This window comes from Corallococcus terminator (genome assembly GCF_049194865.1).
GTDB classification, from domain to species: Bacteria; Myxococcota; Myxococcia; order Myxococcales; family Myxococcaceae; genus Myxococcus; species Myxococcus terminator_A.
This window is the reverse complement of the sequence record NZ_JBLZWL010000130.1, coordinates 20,937-42,136: the sequence shown is the minus strand read 5'-3', so window position 1 is coordinate 42,136 and position 21,200 is coordinate 20,937. Positions and strand designations below refer to the sequence as shown.

The 21,200-nt window shown below is 71.1% G+C and carries 4 protein-coding genes; all 4 read right to left on the bottom strand.

Annotated elements, in window-relative coordinates; translation table 11 throughout:
• Positions 1-6: 6 nt before the first annotated feature.
• Genes ACN469_RS39045 through ACN469_RS39030 form a run of 4 tightly spaced genes read right to left on the bottom strand, consistent with a single transcriptional unit; the run spans position 7 to position 21,001 of the window.
• The gene (locus ACN469_RS39045) at positions 7-5,550 is read right to left on the bottom strand and encodes a type I polyketide synthase (protein WP_498776693.1); all 5,544 of its coding nucleotides are present in this window, start codon (positions 5,548-5,550) and stop codon (positions 7-9) included.
• Between the two features lie 9 nt (positions 5,551-5,559).
• Positions 5,560-14,472, bottom strand: a complete 8,913-nt coding sequence (locus ACN469_RS39040; protein WP_498776691.1) for an amino acid adenylation domain-containing protein — start codon at positions 14,470-14,472, stop codon at positions 5,560-5,562.
• Positions 14,469-18,803, bottom strand: coding sequence for a type I polyketide synthase (locus ACN469_RS39035; RefSeq protein WP_498776689.1), 4,335 nt, complete (start codon positions 18,801-18,803; stop codon positions 14,469-14,471). Before ACN469_RS39035 ends, ACN469_RS39040 begins: the two co-directional genes overlap by 4 nt.
• Positions 18,803-21,001: a beta-ketoacyl synthase N-terminal-like domain-containing protein gene (locus ACN469_RS39030; protein WP_498776687.1), complete on the bottom strand. Its 2,199-nt coding sequence runs from the start codon at positions 20,999-21,001 to the stop codon at positions 18,803-18,805. Before ACN469_RS39030 ends, ACN469_RS39035 begins: the two co-directional genes overlap by 1 nt.
• Between the last annotated feature and the right edge of the window lie 199 nt (positions 21,002-21,200).

Here is a 21,200-nt window from a genome sequence, read left to right as displayed (position 1 = left end):
CGGTCCTCAGCGGGTGAGCGCGCTCACCAGCTCCTCGTCGATGAGTGAGGTGAGCTCCTGCTCCGACAGGGCCTGGATCTCCGCGGCCAGGTCGTCATCCCGCGTCGGGTCCTCCACCGGCTTCCGCGCGTCCTCGCCCAGCCCCAGCTCTCCCGCGAGATGCGAGACGAGCCCGCCCACCGAGGGGAAGTCGAAGACCAGGGTTGAACGCAGGTTCCTGCCGAGGCTGCTGGCGAGCCGGTTCTTGAGCTCCACCGCCAGGAGCGAATCGAAGCCGAGGTCGAACAGCCGCTCGCTGCCGGAAAGTCGCTCCGACTCCGCCAGCCCCAGCGTCCGCGAGACCTGCTCCGTCACGTGCCGACGCAGCAGCTCCAACCTCCGGTTCGGTGCGGCCGCCTCCAGTTGCGCGCGGAAGACAGGCGACCGCGGCTGGAGCGGCGCCCCACCGAGCAGTCCCTGGACGAAGGCCTGACGCGCCAGCCCCGGCCACTGCTCTCCGAGTCGCATCCAGTCGACGGGGAAGACACCGAGCGAGGCGCTCGCTCCACCCATGAGGCGCTCGAGCACGTCCAGCCCGCGCTCCACCGGAATCGTCCCGAACCCCAGCGCACCGGGCGACCCCGAGGCCCCCGTGCCCAGCCGCGCCGCCATTCCCGTCTCCGCCCAGGAGCCCCAGTTGACGGTCAGCGCGGGTCGTCCCTGCGCGTGCCGGAGGTGGGCCAGTCCATCCAGGAAGGCGTTCGCGGCGACGTAGTTGGACTGCCCCGGAGTCCCCAGGAGCGAGGCCGCCGAGGAGAAGCAGACGAAGAAGTCCAGCGCCATCCCGGCGCTGAGCACGTGCAGGTTCCACGCGCCCTGGACCTTGGGCGCCAGCACCTCCTGGAAGCGCTCAGCGGTCTGCTGGGCCAGGGTGCCATCGCGGAGGACCCCAGCGGCGTGGAAGATGCCTCGCAGGGGCGGGGCGCCGCGCGGCTCGGCCAGGGCCGCCGCCACCTCCTCGTGAGAGGCGAGGTCCGCGAGGGCCACGCGCACGTGCACGCCCCGCGTCGCCAGCGCGTCGAGCTGCCGCTGGGCCTCCGTCGAAGGGCCATGCCTTCCCAGCAGGACGAGGTGCCGTGCGCCCCGGTCCGCCAGCCACCCCGCGAGTCGGAGCCCGAGTCCCCCCAGGCCACCGGCGACGAGGTAGCTCGCCTCCGGGGAGAGCTCCAGCTTCCGGGTCGCCGCGCGAGTGCGGGCGCGCTCCAGTCGGGCGGTGTACAGGGCCCCTGCTCTCACGGCGACCTGGCCCTCGTGCTCGGGAAGCGCGCACGCACGGACGAACGCCTGGGCCTCGCCGGCAACGGGCTCGCTGGGGAGATCGACACGATGACATCGCAGCTCCGGCAGCTCGGTCGACACCGCCTGCCCGAGTCCCCACAGCGGCGCCTGCGCGATGCGCGGCCCCTGGGCATCGGAGGGCAGCGCCTGCGTCCCCCGGGTCGCGACGACCAGCCGGGGCATGGGGGCCCAGGAGGCTCGCGACAAGGCCTGCACCAGATGCAGTGCGCCCACGCAGCCCGAGAGCCGTGCTGCCTCCAGCGAAGACTCCGAGTCGGGTCCCCCGTCGAGGCCCCACAGGTACATGAGGCCGTGGGGAGGCGCGCCGTCCCACTCTGAGAACAGGCGGTCGAAGTGGGCGGGAATCGTTGGGTCCACCTGGAGGCCCTCGGCGCCACGGCTGAACGCCGGGCCCTTGCGCACGCAGGTGACTCGGGCTCCCCGCTGTTCGAGCAGCGCGGCCAATTCGCCCCCGAAGCCTCCGTCCCCGATGAAGAGGACCCAGCGCTGGCCCGCCGGGCGCAGCTCGTCCTGGGAAGGACACGGGCTCCAGGTGACGCGGTACAGCCACTCCTGCCAGTCCACGTCGAGGCCGCGCAGCAACACCTCGCGCTCGGCCTTGCGGACAGCGAGCCCCGTGAGGGACGCGACCACAGTGCCATCCTCGGCGCACAGGGTCATGTCGGTGGTGGGGTGTCCTGTCGCGCCGACCTCCGTGCGCCGCGTGGCGAGCGTCCAGAGTCGCGCGGGCAGGCGTTGGTACAAGTCGAGGCGGTGGATGGCGACCGGGAGCAGCAGCGCGTCGTCTGGCGACAGCGGTGTGACAGCGGCCGCCGTCCGGAGGCACGCATCGAGCAGGGCCGGATGGGCGCGGTAGCTCACGCCATGCGCCTCCACCTCACTGGAGGAGCATGCGGCGTGGGGCCCCCGGTGGAGCGACGACAGCACCCGCAGCGAGGGGCCGTAGTCGAGCCCGCGCTGGCGAATCGCCTCGGAGAAGGCCTCGAGGTCGACAGGGCTGGGGCAGCCTTGGCGCCACACCTCGAGCTCCGTGCGAGGAGGCGGCGTCGCGCTCAGCGCGGAGACACGGCACGTCAGGTGGGTGGTCCAGGCCGGACGCGCACCACTCCCCTCTTCCTGGCGAGCCTGGAGCGCGTCCTCCCTGCTCACCACGGTGCACGTGAAGCCCGCTGCGCCCTGGTCCTCCAGGAGCGTCTGGACGACGCGCGTCCGCTGCTCCGGCAGGACAAGGGGCTGGTGGAGCGTCACCGCCTCCAGCGTCATGGCCTCCGAGCCCGACACCTGCGCCGCGGCGGAGAGCACCATCTCCACGAAGGCCGCGGCGGGGACCACCGGCTTGCCGTACACGCGGTGGTCACCCAGGAGAGGAAGCGCCCTGACCTCCAGCTCCTGCGAGAAGACCGTGGTGCCCTCCCGCAGCGCCGCGGAGTCCCAGCGGGCGCCGAGCAGCGGGTGGGTCGTGGGCCGTGCGGGACGGGCCCAGGGCGCGGGCACGTCCAGCCAGTGCCGCTGACGTTCGAACGGATAGGTCGGAAGGGCGATGCGCCCGCGTCCCGCATCGAGACGCTCCCAGTCGACCGGTGCGCCGCGGACGTAGAGCTCCGCCAGGGCGCGGAGCGGGCCCACCCAATCCGAGCGACGGGGGTGCAGCGTCTCCAGAAACAGCGCGGCTTCGGGAGCCACCATGTCGCGCGCGAGGTTCGACAGGACCGGCTTCGGCCCCACTTCGAGGAAGACGCGCACCCCACGTTGGAGGAGCGTGCGGAGGCCCTCCGAGAAGCGGACCGGCTCACGGACCTGCCGGACCCAGTAGTCCGGACGCGTGAAGGCCGCGCCCGCCTCGGCGCCGTCGAGGTTGGAGATGAGCGGCACGCGTGGCGCCTGGAGTTGCACGCGCCCCGCCGCCCGCGCGAACGCCTCCAACATCGGCTGCATCAGCGGCGAGTGGAAGGCATGCGAGACCTTCAGGCGCTGGCTCTCGATGCCCTCGGCGGCCAGCTCCCGGGCGATGGCGTCAATCGACGTCTCCGCTCCGGAGATCACCGTGTTCCGCGGTCCATTGAGGGCCGCCAGCGTCACCCGGTCATGCCCCGCCAGGGCCCGGAGGACACGCGCCTCGTCGGTGAAGAGGGCCAGCATCGCGCCGCGCTCAGGCAGCGCCTGCATCAGCCGCGCGCGCTCGGCCACCAGCGGGAGCCCCACCTCGGGGGACAGGGCACCAGCGAAGATGGCGGCCGCGTACTCCCCGACGCTGTGGCCCAGGACCGCATCGGCCTGCAGGCCCCATGAGCGCATCAGGCCGGCCACCGCCAGCTCGAGCGCCACGATTGCCGGCTGCGTGTACCGGGTCTCGTTCAGGGCGCCGCCGTCGTCCTGGAACAGCACCTCGGTCAGTGGCCGGTCGAGCTGGGGCCGGAGGATTTGCTCGAAGCGGAGCAGGTCGCGACGGAAGCCCGGCTCCGTCTCGAACAACTCCTTCCCCATGCCCACGTACTGGGCGCCCTGGCCGGTGAAGAGCCATGCGACCCGCGGTGCCTCCGCGCCTCGCTGCCCCTCCACCCACGTGCCGGTGGACGGGGGCTCGCCACGACCGAAGGCGCGAAGGGCGGCGGCCATCTCCTCGGAGGTCGAGGCCACGAAGGCCGCGCGCTCCTCCAGCGAGCTCCGACTGACATTCGCCGTGTGGCAGACCTCCGCGAGCGCGTCCTTGCGAGCACCCGCGAGCTCGTCCGCGAACGACTCCGCCAGCCGGCGCAGGCTGCCGCCCGAGCGGGCCGAGAGCGTCATGAGGTGCAGGGGGCGCGCGGGGCTCCGGACAGGCGGCTGCTCCGGGCGCGGCGCTGACTCGAGGATGACGTGCGCGTTCGTGCCCGAGAAACCGAACGAGCTCACGGCCGCGAAGCGATGCTCCGACCCCTGCCAGCCGCGCCGCGCGGTGGGGACGTCGACGAACAGCCGGCTCCAGTCGACGTGCGGCGTGGGGGTCCGCAGGTGGAGATGGGGTGGAATCTCCTCGTTCGCCAGACACAGGGCCGCCTTCATCAACCCCGCGATGCCCGCCGCGCCTTCGAGGTGGCCCAGGTTCGTCTTCACCGAGCCCACCACCAGCGGCTGCTCCCGCGTCGTCCGGTCGCCGTAGACCGCGCCGAGCGCCTCCAGCTCGATGGGGTCGCCGAGCGCCGTCCCGGTCCCATGCGCTTCGACGTAGCCCACGCGCGGCGCTTCGACCCGCGCATCTCGCAGGGCATCCCGGATGACCTGCTGCTGGGCGAGCCCGTTCGGAACGGTCAGCCCGCTGGTCCGGCCATCCTGGTTGACCGCCGAGCCGCGAATCACCGCGACGATGGGGTCCCTGTCCGCGATGGCATCCGAGAGCCGTCGCAGGACGAGGACTCCACAGCCCTCTCCCCTGCCAATCCCATTGGCCGCCGCATCGAAGGTCTTGCAGCGACCATCAGCGGCGAGCATGTGCGCGCGCGACTCAATCAGCGTCGCGACGGGCGACAGCACCAGGTTCACCCCGCCCACCAGCGCGAAGTCGACCTCGCGCTGACGCAGGCTGCGCAGGGCGAGGTGGACGGCGACCAGCGACGAGGAGCACGCCGTGTCGACCGTGAGGCTGGGCCCCTGGAAGCCGAACGTGTACGAGAGCCGACCCGAGGCGACGCTCGCGCCATTGCCCGCCCCCGTGTGGGCGTCGATGAGGTCCGGGGACTGGGTGGCGATCTGCGTGTAGTCCTGCCCCATCATCCCGACGAACACGCCCGTCCGGGTTCCATGCAGTGAGGTCGGGTTGCGCCCGGCGCGCTCCAGGGCCTCCCAGGCGACCTCCAGCAGGAGCCGGTGCTGCGGGTCCATCCGCGCCGCCTCGCGCGGGGAGATGCCGAAGAACCTGGGCTCGAACTGGTCTATCTCCTCCAGGAAGCCGCCGTACCGGCAGTAGACCTTCCCGGGCTGGTCCGGGTCCGGATGGTAGAAGGCGTCCGCGTCCCACCGCTCGGGAGGGACTTCGGTGATGGTGTCGGTGCCTTCGAGGAGCAACCGCCAATAGAGATCGGGACTCGAAGCACCTCCCGGGAACCGACAGCCCATGCCGATGATTGCCAGGCCCTCGTGCCGCTCCCGCGCGTGGGCATCGAGCTGCGCCTGCGCGTCCTGGAGCTTCAGGAGCGCGCGCTTCATCAAGTCCCCGTAGTTTCCCTCGGCTGACATGGCGGGCCCCTAGTTCATCTTCGAGAGCTGCTCATCGAGCATGTGGGCGAGGTGGGCTTCGGACAGGTTCTCCAGTGTGGGCGTGCCCACGTCCTGTGCCTCGGGACGCGCGACAGTGGGCGAGGCGAACTCCAGGGGAATGAACGCGGTGGCGAGCTGCTCCGCGAGCTTCTCGGTGGTGGGGTAGTTGAAGACGAGGGTGGCGGGCAGCGAGAGCCCGAAGCCGCTCTGGAGTCTGTTCTTGAGCTGCAACGCCGCCAGGGAGTCGATTCCCATCTCGTTGAAGCCCTGCGTTGGATCCACCGACGCGCCGGAGCCCGCGCCGCGAATCCAGGCCACCTGCTCACGCAGGTAGTCCATCAGCAGCTTCCGGCGATGCATGACGGGCGACTGGGAGAGCGTCTCCAGGAAGCGCGCGCGCTCCACGGTCCGCCCCCGCGCGGCCTCCCGCAGCTCGGCGTCATAGGGCGCGGGGCGTCCGCCGCCGAACACCGCCCAGTCGATCTCCGCGACGCCCACCTGTGCGACAGGACTCGTGAGCAGCGCTTCGAGCGCCCGCAGTCCCTGCTGCACGGGGAGCACACCCCAGCCCGGGGTGTGGGATTGAGCGCCGACGTCCACGCGCGCGCCAGCGTCACCGGCCCACACGCCCCAATTGATGCTCAGCCCTGGCAGCCCGCTGGCGCGACGGTGGTGCGCCAGCGCGTCCTCGAACGCCGTCGCCGCGCAGTGGTTCGACTGTCCAGCGGAGCCGACCAGCGAGGCCACCGACGAGAACAACACGAAGTGGTCGAGGGCGAGATGCGCCGTCTGGCGGTGCAGGTTCCAGGCGCCCTTCACCTTGGGTCGCAGCACCTTCTCGAAGCGGGCCCAGCGTTGCTGACGCAGGACACCGTCATCGAGCACTCCCGCCGAGTGGAACACGCCGCCCAGCGGCGCGAGGTCGTCCGAAATCTCCCGGAGCAGCGCCGCGAGCGCGGCCTCGTCCGCGACGTCCACCTGTCGGTATTCGACGCGCACACCCCGCGCGCGCAGGCGCTCCAGCCGCTCGGTCGCCTCCAGTCCTACGGCGCCACGTCCGGTCAGCACGAGGCTCCGCGCGCCTCGCAGCGCCAGGAGCTCCGCCGTCAGCAACCCCAGCCGCCCGAGCCCGCCCACCACGAGCTGGCTGCGATCAGACCGAACAGAGTCGGACTCCACTGGCATCGAGGACGCCGTCATCACCTCGCGCGACGCGACCCTTCGCAGCCGCGCGACGCGGCGGCCACCGCGGAAGGCGACCTGGTTGTCGGCCACCTCGGAGCGGCTGTGGAGTTCCCTGACGAGCGCCTCCACTTGAGCATCCGACTCGCTGCTTGGATCCAGATCGACGCACCGGACATCCAGCTCGGACGATTCGATGGCGACAGGTCGTGCCATGCCCCAGAGCAGCGACTGCGCAATCCCGGGAAGTGGCTGCCCCGCGACCACGGCCTGTGCTCCCCGGGTGACCAGCCACACCGCCTCGGAATATCCACGCTCGATGAGGGAGCGCAGCAGCCCGAGTCCGCTCCCGCATCCGCGCAGGGTGTCCGCATCGAGGTGCGCCGGGTCCAGGTTCTCGGCATCCGCGCCGTCGAGCCCCCACAGCAGGATGACGTCCGAAAGTGAAGCCGGAAGCTCCAATGTCAGCAGGGCATCAGCGAGCGCCTCGGGGTCCTCCGGCAACTCGAAGCGCTTGTCGTCGAGCGTGCGGAGCGTCTGTCCGCGGAACGCCAGGAAGCAGGTCCGTCCGTCGCGTTCGAGCGCTTGCGCGAGCTGATGTCCCAGCCCTCTCTGGTCCGCGAGAATCAGGCACGGTCCGCCACCCGTCGCTGTCGGAGCAGGAACTGCCGCCTCCAGCGCGAGCGGCTCCCACCGGCGCTCATAGAGCCATCCGTCCAACGCTTCCGGGGTCGCCGGGCTCAAGGCCTCCCGGCTCGTCCGCTGAAGCTCCAGTCCCAGGACGCGCGCGCACAGCCTCCCGTCACCTCCGAAGACGCTGACGTCGGCGCGCAGACGCCTCCGCGTCGCGTCCAGGGGCCGAACCACCGCGTGACTCCACATCCGCTCCTCGAGTCCTCCGAACAGCACGAGGCTCTCGATGTTCATCGGCACGTAGAGCTCGGAAGCGCTCGGGTCCGGGTAGGCGCCCCCCACCACCTGGAGACAGGCATCCAGCAGCGCCGGGTGCGCGAGGAAGACACCGTCGCCTCCGAGCGCGGCGGGCCTCTCGATGCGGGCCAGGAGCTGCTCTCCCTGCTGACGCAGCTCGGTGATGCCCTGGAACTCCGCGCCGAAGTCGACCCCGGACTCCCGCGCCCTTCGATAGGTGTCCTGGATGAGAGGCGCGGTCCGCAGCATCGCGAGCACCGCGTCGTGCCCCGGCTCCACGGGGATATCCTCGCCGTCGCGCGAGGCGCGGAGCGTCCCGGTCGCATGGAGGACCCACTCGCCCTCCGAGTCACCCGTGGCGCGACTGAAGATGCGCGCCGTCGCCGTGTCCGCCTCTCCCCTGTCCACCGCGCACTGCACCCGGCGTCCGGAGTCCTGGGGGAACGTCATCGCCGCGAGCAGGGACAGGTTCTCCAGCCGCGGCGTCTTCGTCCCGAGCAGTCGCGCACCTCCGGCCAGCGCCATCTCGACATAGGCGGTGGCGGGCAGCGTCGGCGTCCCGAAGACACGGTGCTGTCCCAGGAACGCCTGCGTCGACGGGCCCAGCGTCGTCTCGAACAGCAGCGCGTCGGCCCCGAGCACGGCCAACGGCACCCGGGCGCCGAGCAGGGGATGCTCCTCCCGAGCGACGCTCGCCCCCTGAAGCCGCTGCAGCCCCGCCCCCTCCTCCCAGTACCGCTGGCGCTGGAAGGGATACGTGGGGAGCGCCACCTTGCGCCGGGCAAAGCCCGCATCGAAGGCCGCCCAGTCCACCCGGACGCCTCGCACGTACAGGGCCGACAGACTCTCCAGCATCTGCTGCCAGCCGCCGTCCTCGGGCCGCAGGCTCGGCAGCCACGCGCACTCCCCTTCCGGAAGGCACCGCGCCGCCATGCCGAGCAGGGTGGCCTTGGGCCCCATCTCGACGAACACCCTCGCCCCGTCGCGGTACAGGCGCTCCACGCCCTCCGCGAAGCGCACCGGGTCGCGGAGCTGGCTGCACCAGTAGTCCGGGGTGGCGATGGCCTTCGTGACGGGCTCGCCGGTCATCCCGGAGACCATGGGAATCGCGGGCAGCGCGTAGGTGAGCGTGGCGGCGATGGCCCGGAACTCCGGGAGGATGGCCTCGACCATGGCCGAGTGGGCCGCGCGCGGAATGTTCAGGCGCCGCACCTTGAGGCCCCGCGACTCCAGGGCCGAGGCCACCTCGCCCAGCTCGCCGGGAGGACCGGAGACGACCACGTTGTCGGGGCCGTTGAGCGCGGCGATGGAGCAGCTCCAACCGCCCCCCGCCAGGACCTCGCGGACCTCCGCCTCCCCCGTGGAGACCGCGAGGTTTCCGCCCTCGGGGAGCTGGTGCATCAGGCGGCCGCGATGAATCGCCAGCTTCAGCCCGTCCTCGAGGCTGAACACCCCGGCGAGGCACGCCGCCGCCAGCTCTCCGGTGCTGTGTCCGAGCAGGACATCCGGCTGGACGCCCCAGGACATCCACAGCTCGGCCAGCGCGTACTCGAGCGCGAAGAGCACCGGCTGGGCGTAGTCGAACTGGTCGATGGGCGAGGTCTGCCCCGGCTCCGGATAGAGCACCGAGTGGAGCGACTGTTCCCAGGCGCCTCGCAGCAGCGCGTCGAACGCATCGATGCGGCGGCGGAAGCCCGGATGCGTCGGATAGAGCTCGCGAGCGGCCCCGACGTACTGCGAGCCCTGCCCCGAGAAGAGGAACGCGACCTTCGGCGACTGCTTCGAGCCCAACACCCCCTGCACCATCCCCGGGCGCTCCTCCTTCCCCGCCGCGGCGCCGAGCAACGCGGCCATGGCGCCGCGCTCCGAGGCCACCAAGGCGAGCCGATGCTCGAAGGCGACACGACCGGTGTTCGCGGAGAAGCACACGTCCGCGAGCGCCGCGTCGGTGCCCTCCAGCAGCGCCTGGTACTGGCCCGCGAGCGTCCGCAGCGCCGCGTCGCTCCGCGCCGAGAGCGTCAGGACATGGCGGGAGCGCTCCCTTCGTGGCGCCGTGGCCTCCGCCTCCCGTGTCGCGGGGGCCTCCTCCACCACGACATGGGCGTTGGTGCCACCAATGCCGAAGGAGCTGACACCCGCGCGGAGAGGGCCGCTCGCCACGCTCCAGGGCGTGGCCTTGTCGACCACGTAGAAGGGGCTGTGCTCGAAGTCGATGCGCGGGTTCGGCTGCTCGAAATGGAGCGAGGGCGCCAGGGTGCGGTGCTGAAGGGACAGCACGACCTTGATGAGCCCGGCGATTCCGGCCGCGCTGTCCAGGTGCCCGATGTTGCTCTTCACCGAGCCCAGCCCACAGGACCGGGACTCCGCCTGCTCACCAAAGGCCCGGGTCAGCGCGGCGAGCTCGATGGGGTCGCCCATCGCGGTCCCCGTCCCGTGCGCCTCGACATAGGAGATGGTCCGCGGGTCCACGCCCGCCCGCTGGTGCGCCCGTCGGACGACGTCGAACTGCCCCTCGACACCGGGCGCCATGAAGCCGACCTTCCGGTGCCCGTCATTGTTGATGGCCGAGCCCTTGATGACGGCGAGGACGCGGTCCCCGTCGGCGAGCGCCTGGCTCAAGCGCTTGAGGACCACGACGCCGGCCCCGCTTCCGGGGAGGGTGCCGTTGGCCCGGGCATCGAACGGCCGGCAGTGGCCATCTCCCGAGAAGATGCTGCCCTCCTCGTAGAGGTAGCCGACCTTGTGGGGGACCTTGATGGCCACCCCCCCCGCCAGCGCCATGTCGCAGCTGCCGTTGAGCAGCGCATCGCAGGCCGTCGACACGGAGACGAGCGACGTCGAGCAGGCCGTCTGGAGGTTCATGCTCGGCCCGCGCAGGTCGAGCTTGTAGGAGGTCTGCGTCGCCAGGAAGTCCTTGTCCTGGGACACGAGGTCCTGGAAGAAGCTGATGGGCCGCGTCAGGTCCGGATAGGGATAGCGGTAGTGGCTGACGCTCTTGCCGGCGTAGACCCCGACGACGGCGTCGCACGCGCTCGGCGGGTAGCCCGCATGTTCGAGCGCCTCCCAGGCACACTCCAGGAACACGCGCTGCTGGGGGTCCAGGGAGCGCGCCTCGCGGGGCGTGAGGGAGAAGAAGTCGGCGTCGAACGCGTCGAACCCCTCCATCACCGCCGAGGCGCGGACGTAGCGGGGATCCCTGAACGCGGTCTCGCTCACGCCCGCGGCCAGCAGCTCCTCATCGGTGAAGGTGCCGACGGACTCGACGCCCCCTACCAGGTTGCTCCAGAACGCGTCGAGCGTGGCCGCGCCGGGGAAGCGGCCGCTCATCCCGATGATGGCGATGTCCCGGTCACCCTGCTCCCGAGGTGCCTCGGCGGCGGGCGTGGGCTTCGCGGCCACGCCACGGGCACCGAGTCGTGTCGCGAGGGAGCGGACGGTCGGGTTCCCGAACAGCTCGACGACGGAGATGGTGAGCCCCAGCTCCTGCTTGATTCGCAGATGGAGCTGGATGAGGTGCACGGAGTTGGCGCCGAGCTCGAAGAAGTTGCGCTCCGGATGGACCGCGGGAACACCGAGTACGGCCCCGACGGCCTTCGACAGTGCGTCCTGGAGCGCGCGGGCCTCGCCATTGCCCCCGTTGGCGACGACCGGTCCCGACGCGGCGTCCCTCTTCGCCTGGGAGGCCAGGTCCGGATGGGGCAAGGCCCGGCGGTCCACCTTGGCGTTGCGGGTCAGCGGCAGGGCGTCCAGGACGACGTATGTCGCCGGCACCATGTGCTCTGGCAGCTTGCGCGAGAGGAACTCGCGGACACGCCGCGTGTCGAGCTCCCGCGTCCCGTCAGCGGGGACGGCATACGCGACGAGCCGCTTCTCGTGGTGCTCACCGACGGCGCCCACCACGGCCGCGCGGATGCCCGGCTCCTGCAGCAAGGCCGCTTCGATTTCCCCGGGCTCGATGCGCTGTCCCCGGATGGAGAGCTGGAAGTCGACGCGGCCGAGGAACTCGATGGTTCCATCGGGCAGGTAGCGTCCGAGGTCTCCCGTTCGATAGATGCGCTCCCCCGTGCGCGGGTGGACAGTGAACTTCTGGGAACCCGCCCCCGCGCCGATGTAGCCCAGGGCCACGCCGATGCCCGCGCAGCACAGCTCACCCGGCACCCAGAGGGGCCGTTCCTCCAGTCGCTCGTCCAGCACGTAGTACCGGGTGTTGGCGATGGGCTTGCCGTACGGAATGCTGCGACGGCGCTCGTCCGCCTCTTCCACCGGGTGGGTGATGTTCCACAGCGACGTCTCTGTCGGTCCACCGACGCTCACCACCTTCACGCCGCCGAAGCGCGCCCGCAGGCGCCCGGGGAGCGTGACGGCAATCCAGTCGCCGCCCAGCATCACGAGCCGCAGCGGACACGAGAGCCGGACGTTGCCTCCTTCGAGGTACGTCATCAGCATCTCCATCATCGCCGGCACGGTGCTCCAGACCGTGACGCCGTGACGGGCCATCAGCTCGACCCAGTGTGAGGGGTCCCGACGCCGGGAGGCGTCCGGCATCACCACCGTCCCCCCCGCGCTCAGCGTTCCGAAGAGGTCGTAGACGGAGAAGTCGTGGTGGAGCGCGCTCAGGGCGATGAGTCGGTCATCCGGCCCGACACCGAACTTCCGGTTCGTCCACTCGATGGCGTTGACCATCCCCGCGTGCGTGAGCATCGCCCCGTTGGGCTGGCCCGTGGAGCCGGACGTGTAGAGGATGTGCGCGAGGTCCTCGGGTCGCTGCGCCGTCGACAGCGGCGCGTCGGGGTACTCGCGGAAGGCCTCCGGAGAGAGGACCAGCACCTGGACCTGCTCCGGCCAGGAGTCCCTTGCGAACTTCGGCTGGGTCACCACCAGCTCGACGCCGCCGTTGCGCATCATGAAGGAGCGGCGCTCCAGCGGCAGGCCCGCGTCGATGGGCAGGTAGGCCGCGCCGGCGCTCAGGACGCCCAGCACCGCGACGACCTGCTCCCAGCCCTTCTCCATCACCACCGCGACCACGCGATTGGGCGCGGCGCCCCTCTCGCGGAGCGCATGCCCCAGGCGGTTGGCGCGTCGGGCCAGCTCGCCGTAGCTCAGCGTATTTCCCTCGGCGACCAGGGCGACGGCGTCCGGACGCGCGGCGGCGTTCCGGTAGAAGCCGGAGTGGAGCAGCTCACCGCTCAGCGGGCGGGCAGTGTCGTTGACGCGGGCGAGCAGCTCGCGCTGGCGCGCCGGCAGGAGGTCCAGGTCCGCGCGCTCCCAGGCCGTGTCGTCCTCCGCCAGTCGGAGGAGCAACGCGTGGAAGGCGTCGAACATGTCCTCCAGCATGCCGGGCGGAAACAGCTCCTCCGCCACGTCCCAGTTCAGGAAGACGCCGCCTCGCTGGTAGACAATCTGGAGGTCGATCCACACCTGCGGCGTCTGCGTGAGGGCCTCGACGAGCTCACCGAACGCCTCCGCCAGGAAGTCCACCCAGTGCGAGTCCCCGCTCCTGGAATGGGAGGCGAAGCTCGTCATCACCACGGGCATGAGGGCGCCGGAGATCCGCCCCTGGGCCCGGAACAGCTCCCGCAGCAGCTCGACGCCGCTCACCTCGCGGTGCTCGAGCGCGAGGAGGAGCTGCTCGCGAATCGCCAGCGCCCGCTCGGTGAAGCCGCGCTCCGGCCGGTGGTCCACTTCAATCAACGTGAAGCTGGCGAAGGTCCCGATGATGTCGTTGACCTGCGGGTGGACGGGCAGCCGGTTGAAGTGCGGGACGTTGAGCGTGAAGCGCGGGCCGCGGCTCCAGCGGGCGATGACCTCCGCGTACGCGGCCAACAGCAGCTCGGGCTCCGTCAGCCGGCGAGCCCGGGCCCGCTGCTTGAGCCGCTGCCACACCTCGGCGTCCACGCGCGCGAACCAGCGGCGGAAGCGGGGACGCCGGAGCGTGCGAGGGTCCTTCTCCAGCGGGAGGTCCGGTGCGGGGGGAAGGTGCGGGAGGCGCGCGCGCCAGTATTCGAGCGAGCGCGCGTGGCGGGCACCTCGGGAGTGGTGCACGGCCAGCGAATAGTCCCGGTACGACAGCGTGAGGGCCGAGGGAGAGGGAGCGACCTCGGGGTGCCGGTAGAAGTGCACCAGCTCCCGGTAGAGAATCTGGAAGCTGTACCCATCGATGAAGGTCCCATCGATGCTCATGAAGAGGCGCACGCGGTCGCCGTCGAGCAGGCACGCGCGCAGCTCGAACAGGGGCCACTGGTCGAGCGGGAGCACCTGCTGGGACAGCCGCTCGCGGATGGCGACGAGTCGCGCCTCGGCCTCCTCCTGACCGCGCCCGCGCAGGTCCTCGACGGGCAGCCGGTAGCGCGGAACCGAGGGGAGGACCTGCTGCTGGAAGCCCGGGGCCTCCACGGCGCGCAGCATCTCGTGGCGGGCCACGACCTGGTTCCATGCCTCCTCGAACCGCGAGAGATCGAGCGCGCGGCAGTCGAGCTCGTTGTACGCGTGCATCGACGCGTTCATCTCCAGCTCGGCCTGCCGGCCCACGCTGTAGGCCTGCTGAAGCTCCGTCATGGGGAACGGCAGGTGCCGCTCCTCGGGCCGGGGCACCACCTCCACCGGGGTGTCCGACAGGGGCTCGCCCTGCTCCGACAGGAGGGCCAGCAGCGCCGCCTTGTTCTCCACGAGCTGTTCGCGCAGCCCCGTGGGAAGCGCTCCGTCCGGCGCGTCGACGGCCAGGTGCTCGCCGTCCACGCTCAGCTTGATGCCGTGCGCGGCCAGCGCCTGAAGGAGCTCTGCCAGCGTCATAGCAGGACCCGCTTCGTGTCGGTCCGCTCCGAGGACACCCCGCCCATCACGCTGACGACGGCGAGCTTCTCCAGCAACTCGGCCGCCACCTGCCCGATGGAGCGCTCATCCACGAAGCTCTTCAGCGGCAGCCCTACGTCGAGCTCGCCCATGACCAGGTCGCGCAGCTCCAGCGCCATGATGGAATCGAAGCCCAGCGCATCGAACGAGTCCGTCGCGGAGAGGCGCTCGGGAGCCAGTCGGCTGACCTTGCCCACCATCTCCTTGAGTCGGGCCTCCAGCAGGCGGGAACGCGCGGAGCCCTCCAGCGAGAGCAGCACCTCCCGGAGCTTGCGCGGCGCGGCGTCCGCGACCTCCACGACGGGACGGTGGACCCGCGCACGAAACAGGGATGACCTCGCCACGGACGGGTGGCTGTTTGCCCAGCGCTCCACATCGAAGCGAGCGATGCCGCGGGCCACGGGAGCGTCGGCGAGCGTGAGGGCCATGGCGGACAAGGCGTCCTCGACGGACATGGGCTCCATGCCGTGCTCCGCGAGTCGCGCGCCGCGCCGCGCGTCGGCGGCGGCCATGCCGACCTCACCCCAGCTCCCCCACTGGAGACTGATGGCGGGCAGCCCTTGCGCGCGCCGGAGACGGGCCAGCGCGTCGAGGAAGGCGTTCGCCGCGGCGTAGTTTCCCTGCCCCGGAGCGCCGAACAACGCCGCGGTCGACGAGAACAGGACGAACTGCTCCACCGAGGCCTCCGTGGCGAGCGTGTGGAGGTTCCAGGCCCCGTCCACCTTCGGGCCCATGACGGTGTCGAAGCTCCGGGGCTCCAGTTGCAGCAGCGAGCCGTCGGCCAGCACGCCCGCGCAATGGAAGAGCCCGCCCAGGGGAGCGCCTCCACTCCGAACGGACCGCAGCAGGTCCGCGACCGCCTCCGGTTGGCTCACATCGACGCGGAAGACCTCCACCCGCGCACCCAAGGCCCTCAGCGGTGCCAGGGCCTCACGCGCCTCCGGGGTCTCCCCCATCCGACCGCACAGCGCGAGGTGACGCGCGCCCTGGTCCACCAGCCACGAGGCCAGCCGGAGCCCGATTCCGCCAAGCCCCCCGGTGATGAGGTAGGTGCGGTCCGCCCGGGGACGGAACGACTTCGTGCTCGCGGGAGTCCGCCGTCCCTGGGTGAGCGTCGAGACCCACCGTCTGTCTCCACGCAGCGCGACCTCGTCGTCCTCCGCGCCCGAGCTCGTCGACGAGCGCCCGAGCTCATCGACCAGCGCGCGCGACGACTCCGCACCCGACACGGGGGCGACATCGATTCGCGTACACCTCAGCTCGGGGTGCTCATAGGCGATGACCCGTCCGAGCCCCCAGAGGCCGGCGCCCAGGAGCGACACCGGCTCCGGGTCTCCACCCGCTGCCTGCGCGCCCTGGGTGATGAGGTACAGCCGAGGAGTCTTCTCCAGCGTCGTGCGAGCCAGGGCCTGAACGAGCGACGTCACGGCGACGGCCTGGCCCCGAACGCCACGGCTCAAGTCCTCCAGCGCCGCGGGATTCCCGGTGCGCGCCACGAAGAGGACGCCGCGAAGCTCCTCGTTCGCCGAGGCCAGCTCGCCCAGCAGCCGGGAGAAGGAAGCGGCCTGGGTGAAGTCGAGGCGGAAGTCGCGAGCGGACACCCGCTCGTAGGACGCGCCTGGACGCGCCAGCACCACCTTCCCCCCCGCCTCGGCCAGTCCGTCACGGAGCGCCACCGTGGCCTCCGGCTCCTCGGCGACGAGGAGCCACGCGCCATCCAGCCGGGGTTGCCCGTGCTCCGTCTCGCGAGGGCTCCACGAGAGCTCGTGGAACAGCCCCTCCCATGCGGAGGTGTCCCTGACCACCGCGGGCGGCGCCTTCGCGGGCTCCCGCTCCCCGTCCCACCAGTAGCGCTCGCGCTGCCAGGGGTAGGTCGGGGCGACGACCTTCTTCCCCTCGGGGAAGAGCGTCTCGAATCGGAGGGGGACTCCGGCGCAGTAGAGCTTCGCGGCGAGGGTCAGCAGCACCTGCCGGGCATCCGCGCCGTCCACCGGAGCGGCGTGCAGGACGAGCACGTCCCTGCCCCGGCGCTGCGCCGCGGCCTCCAGCGCCTCACCGAGCGAGGCCTCACACGCCAGCTCCAGGTAGACGGAGGCGCCGCGCTCCATCAGGTGCTCGGCGGACAGGTCCATCTCGGGAACGTCCCGGTTCGTCCAGGCCCCGGCGGTCCCTTCGGCCCCCACATCGAGCCAGACCTCCTCGGAGAAGCAGAGGAAGGGGCACTTCGCCGGACGGGCGGGAATCGGCTGTGGATGCGGGAGCCCGAGGACGCTCCGGGCCGCCTCCTCCACGGTGAGCACGCCCGCGATGACGGCGGCGGCCAGCGCTCCCGTGCCATGACCCGCGACAGCGGAGGGCTCGACGCCGAAGGAGCGCCACAGCTCCACCAGGGCGAGCTGACAGGCGAGGAGGACCGCGGCACTGCCCTCGCTCCGGCCCTCCTGCTCGAACGCCGACACGTCCGCCACCTGGCGGAAGACGCCGTCGAGCTGCGCGACGTGGCGAAGGAAGGAGGACTCCTGGCCCTGCCCCGCCCGCACGAGCCCCGCGGCCACGGAGGCGTCATCCCCCAGGACGAAGACCACGCCACGTCCGCCCGAACCCTTGAGGCGTCCCTGGAAGAGTCCCGCACCCTCACGCCCCTCAGAGGCGCGGCGCAAGAGCGCCTGCAGCTCCTCGCGAGACTGGGCGACGAAGGCAAACCGCTGGTCGTGGTGCGCGCGCCCCACTCCCGCCGTGAAGCAGGCATCCCTGAGCCGCACACCCTGGAGCTCCGCGAGCTGGCGCGACCAGGCTCCGGCCAGCGCCCTCAAGGCCGGCTCGCCGAGCGCCGAGAGCGGCAACAGGTAGGGCCCCGAATCGGGCGCTACCGAGACACTCTCCCGATGCGCTTCGAGGAGCGCGTGGGCATTCACGCCGCTCATCCCGAACGAGCTCACGGCGGCCCGAAGCGGGCGGGCCTGCTCCGGGAGGGGCATGCGCTCCCGAGCCACGGCGAGGCCGGAGCCCTCCCAGGCGAACTCGGGCGTCGGATGCTCGAAGTGGAGGGCGGGCGGAACCTCTCCGGACTGGAGGATGGACACCGCCTTGATGAGCCCCGCGATTCCCGCCGCCGCCTCGGTGTGACCGATGTTCGGCTTGACGGAGCCAATCCAGAGCGGCCGCTCCGGAGCCCGCGCGCGCCCGTAGACCCTCGCAATCCCCTCCAACTCGATGGGGTCCCCGAGCCGGGTCCCCGTCCCGTGGGCCTCCAGGTAGTCCACCTGCCCCGGCTCGATGCCCGCGCGCTGGAGCGCGAGCCGATACAGCGACTCCTGCGCCCGGACGTTCGGCACCGTCAGCCCGCCGCTCGCGCCGTCATGGTTCGTCGCCGTGGCGCGAATCGTCGCGAGGATGCGATCTCCATCGCGAACCGCATCCCGATGCCGCTTCAGGATGACCACGCCACACCCCTCGCCCTGCACCATGCCGTCCGCCTCGCGGTCGAACGCGCGGCAGGTCTGGCTCGGAGAGAGCGCCCCCGCCTTGGACAGGAACACGCTCAGGTGGGGCGCGAGGAGCAGCTTCACGCCCCCCGCGATGGCCACGGTCGACTCGCCCGAGCGAAGGCTCTGACAGGCCAGATGCACCGCGACCAGCGACGAGGAGCAGGCCGTGTCCACGGCCATGCTGGGCCCTTCGAGTCCCAGCAGATACGAGAGGCGCCCGGCGACATAGCTCGCGTCCACGCCGGTGGAGTAGTGCGCGCCGACCTTCTCCAGCCCGCCCTCCGCGACCAGCGCGTAGTCCCGAGCGTGGATGCCGGCGAAGACGCCCGTCCGCGTCCCCGCGAGCCGGTGCGGCGCGAGCCCCGCGTCCTCCAGCGCCTCCCAGCTCACCTCCAGGAAGAAGCGCTGCTGGGGATCCATCCCCTCCGCCTCGCGCCGGGAGATCCGGAAGAACTCCGCGTCGAACCGGTCAACTCCCTCCACGAACGCCGCCCGGCGCATCGTCGTCTTGCCCGGCGTGGAGGGCTCGGGGTGATGGACTCCCTGGAGCGCTCGCCGGTCCGGGGGGATGTCCGTCACCGCGTCGCCGGCGCTCCAGAGCAGCTCGCGAAACCGCGCGGGGCTCGAGGCGCCTCCCGGAAACCGACAGCCCATCCCGATGACTGCGATGGCCCCCTCGTCCGCCCGGGCGACGGACGCGAGCTTCTGTTGAAGCTTCTCGATGGTCAGCAAGGCCTGCTGGAGAGGCGTCAACTCCACGCCTGTGCCGTCCTTGCGGCTCATCACCCCACCTCCTCGAGGCCAAGCTCCGCGAGCTTCCGGGCAATCAGCTCGCGGGCCTGCTCCTCGGACAACCCGGAGATCCGCTCCACCAGCGCCGCATCCTCGCCAGACTCCGGAGGGCCTCCCGCCCGCGAATCCAGGAGCTCCCGCAGCCGCGCCGCCAGCGACTCCAACCGCGGATGCTCGAAGAGGAGGGTCGTCGGAAGGGCGACGCCCAGCCCCTGGGCGATGCGCCCCTTTAGCATCACCAGGGCCACGGAATTCAACCCCAGCTCAAACAGGGTCCGCCCCCGCGCGTCCAGCGCTGCGGGCTCCACCTCCAGCACCGCCGCCACCTGCCCCTGGAGGAACTCGAGCAGCCGGGCCTCGCGCGCTTCCCCGGAACCCTCCCGGAAGTCCATCCCGGCCGTCCCACCGGGAGCAGGCGCCTCGGCGACACCCGGCCGCGACCGCGTGGGGGCGCGAGACACCGCCTCGGGCGAAAGCCACTCCGGCCACAAGCGCTGTCGCTGAAAGGGATAGACCGGAAGACTCACACATCTCCCTTCGCCCCCTGGAATGGCCTCGCGCGAAACCCTGCCACTCTCAATATAGGTCCGCGCCGCCTCAACCCCTTGGATTGGCTGCCCCTCCTCCACCCAGAGGGTCTGCTCTGGAGAGCCAATGAATGCCTTCAGCATTCGCATCAACCCTTCCCGCCCCCCGGCGATCACCGCGGCGCGGTGACGGTGGTGCTGCCGCTTGAATATCGCGGTAAAGCAGACATCCTCGAGTCGCCCGACAGGGTCGGCGGTCTCAGCGAGGAACTCCAGGACCTGGTGAGCCTGCTGCCGAAGCGCCTCCGGGGTCAGCGCCGAGAGCACCAGGAGGTGGCCCGGCGAAGAGGATGCAAGCCCTTGCGTGAGAGGGAATTCGGGGGCGGACTCCAAAACGACAAAGGCATTGGACCCACCCAGGGAGGTAGACACGACGCCCGCACGCGGGGGCGCACCTGTTCCCCGGTCGGGCCAGGCTTCCAGCTCCGACTGGATTCGCAACCCCAGCTCGTCGAACGAGATGTAGGGATTGGGGGAATCCACATGAATCGTCGGCGGTAGGGTGCGGTGGTACAGCGACAGACACACCTTGATGAACTGCGCGATGCCGGCCGCCGCCCCCAGGTAGCCCAGGTTGTTGCTGACCGCGCCCAGCCGGCAAGGAACCGCGCGCGCGCCGCCGAGCGCCGCGCCGATGGCGAGAGCCTCGGCCGCATCGCCCTTGAGAAAGGCCGAGCCGTGCAACTCCACGTAGTCGAGGCTGGCGGCCTCCACGTCGCCCCGCGAACAGGCCTGGCGGATGACCTCCGTCTGCGCCTCGACGCTGGGGGCCATGATCCACTCGTTCCGGCCGTTGTGGTTGACGGCGCTGCCGCGAATCACCGCGTACACGCGGTCACTCGCGTCCACCCGGGACAGCGGCTTGAGCACGACCAGCCCGGCGCCCTCGCCACGGAGGTAGCCGTCCGCTTCCGCATCCAGGGTCCGGCACTCCCCGCGCGCCGACAGCACCCCCGCCTGGGAGAGCATGATGCTGCTGTCCGGAGAGAGCATCAGCTCCACCCCACCGGCGAGCGCGCAATCCACCTCGCCCAGCATCAGGCTCCGACAGGCCTCGTGCAGGGCCGTCGTCGACGAGGCGCACCCCACGCTGGAGCAGGTGCTGGGGCCTCGGAGGTCGAACGCATGGGAGATGCGGTTGGCCGCGAAGGCCGGCGTCGTGCCCAGCAGCGAGTACCCATCCAGGGCCGCCCAGTCCCGCGCGAGCATGCGCTGGAAGTCGCTGAAGTTGATTCCCACGAAGACGCCCGTGCGACTGCCGCGAAGGGCATCGAAGGGGATGCCCGCATCCTCCAGCGCGCGCCACGCGCACTCGAACAACACGCGGTGCTGGGGGTCCATCTGCCGAAGCTCCCGCTTCGAGAGACGGAAGGCCTGGGGGTCCACCGACGCCACGTCTTCCAGCAGTCCAGCGCGCCGGTTGCGAATCCGACCCGGACGCTCCGGCGCGGGGTCATGCAGCAATCCCATCTCCCAGCGGTCCGCCGGAATCTCGCCAGTCGCATCCAATCCCTTGCACAAGAGTCTCCACAGCGCTCGCGGGCACTCGACCCCTGGAAAGCGGAGCCCCATTCCCACGACAGCTATTGCCTCGCTCCGCATCGCCTCGCACTCTTAATGCAATCCAAAACCCCAGGTCAACGACCCGAGATGAATTACCATTCAACTGTCATGCACCCATTCACATACATACACGCGAAAGGACAACCCAGGGGATTCTTGACGACTCACGCAAGTGAAAGAGAAAGTCTTCAGACGCCCCTGGCTCTCCTGGCGCGGCCGGCCAATCACCACCGATGGA

What these genes read in the sequence shown, in the direction of transcription:
- ACN469_RS39035 (WP_498776689.1), bottom strand. Translation starts at nt 18,803, where the DNA reads ATGAGCCGCAAGGACGGCACAGGCGTGGAGTTGACGCCTCTCCAGCAG.
- ACN469_RS39040 (WP_498776691.1), bottom strand. Translation starts at nt 14,472, where the DNA reads ATGACGCTGGCAGAGCTCCTTCAGGCGCTGGCCGCGCACGGCATCAAG.
- ACN469_RS39045 (WP_498776693.1), bottom strand. Translation starts at nt 5,550, where the DNA reads ATGTCAGCCGAGGGAAACTACGGGGACTTGATGAAGCGCGCGCTCCTG.
- ACN469_RS39030 (WP_498776687.1), bottom strand. Translation starts at nt 21,001, where the DNA reads ATGCGGAGCGAGGCAATAGCTGTCGTGGGAATGGGGCTCCGCTTTCCA.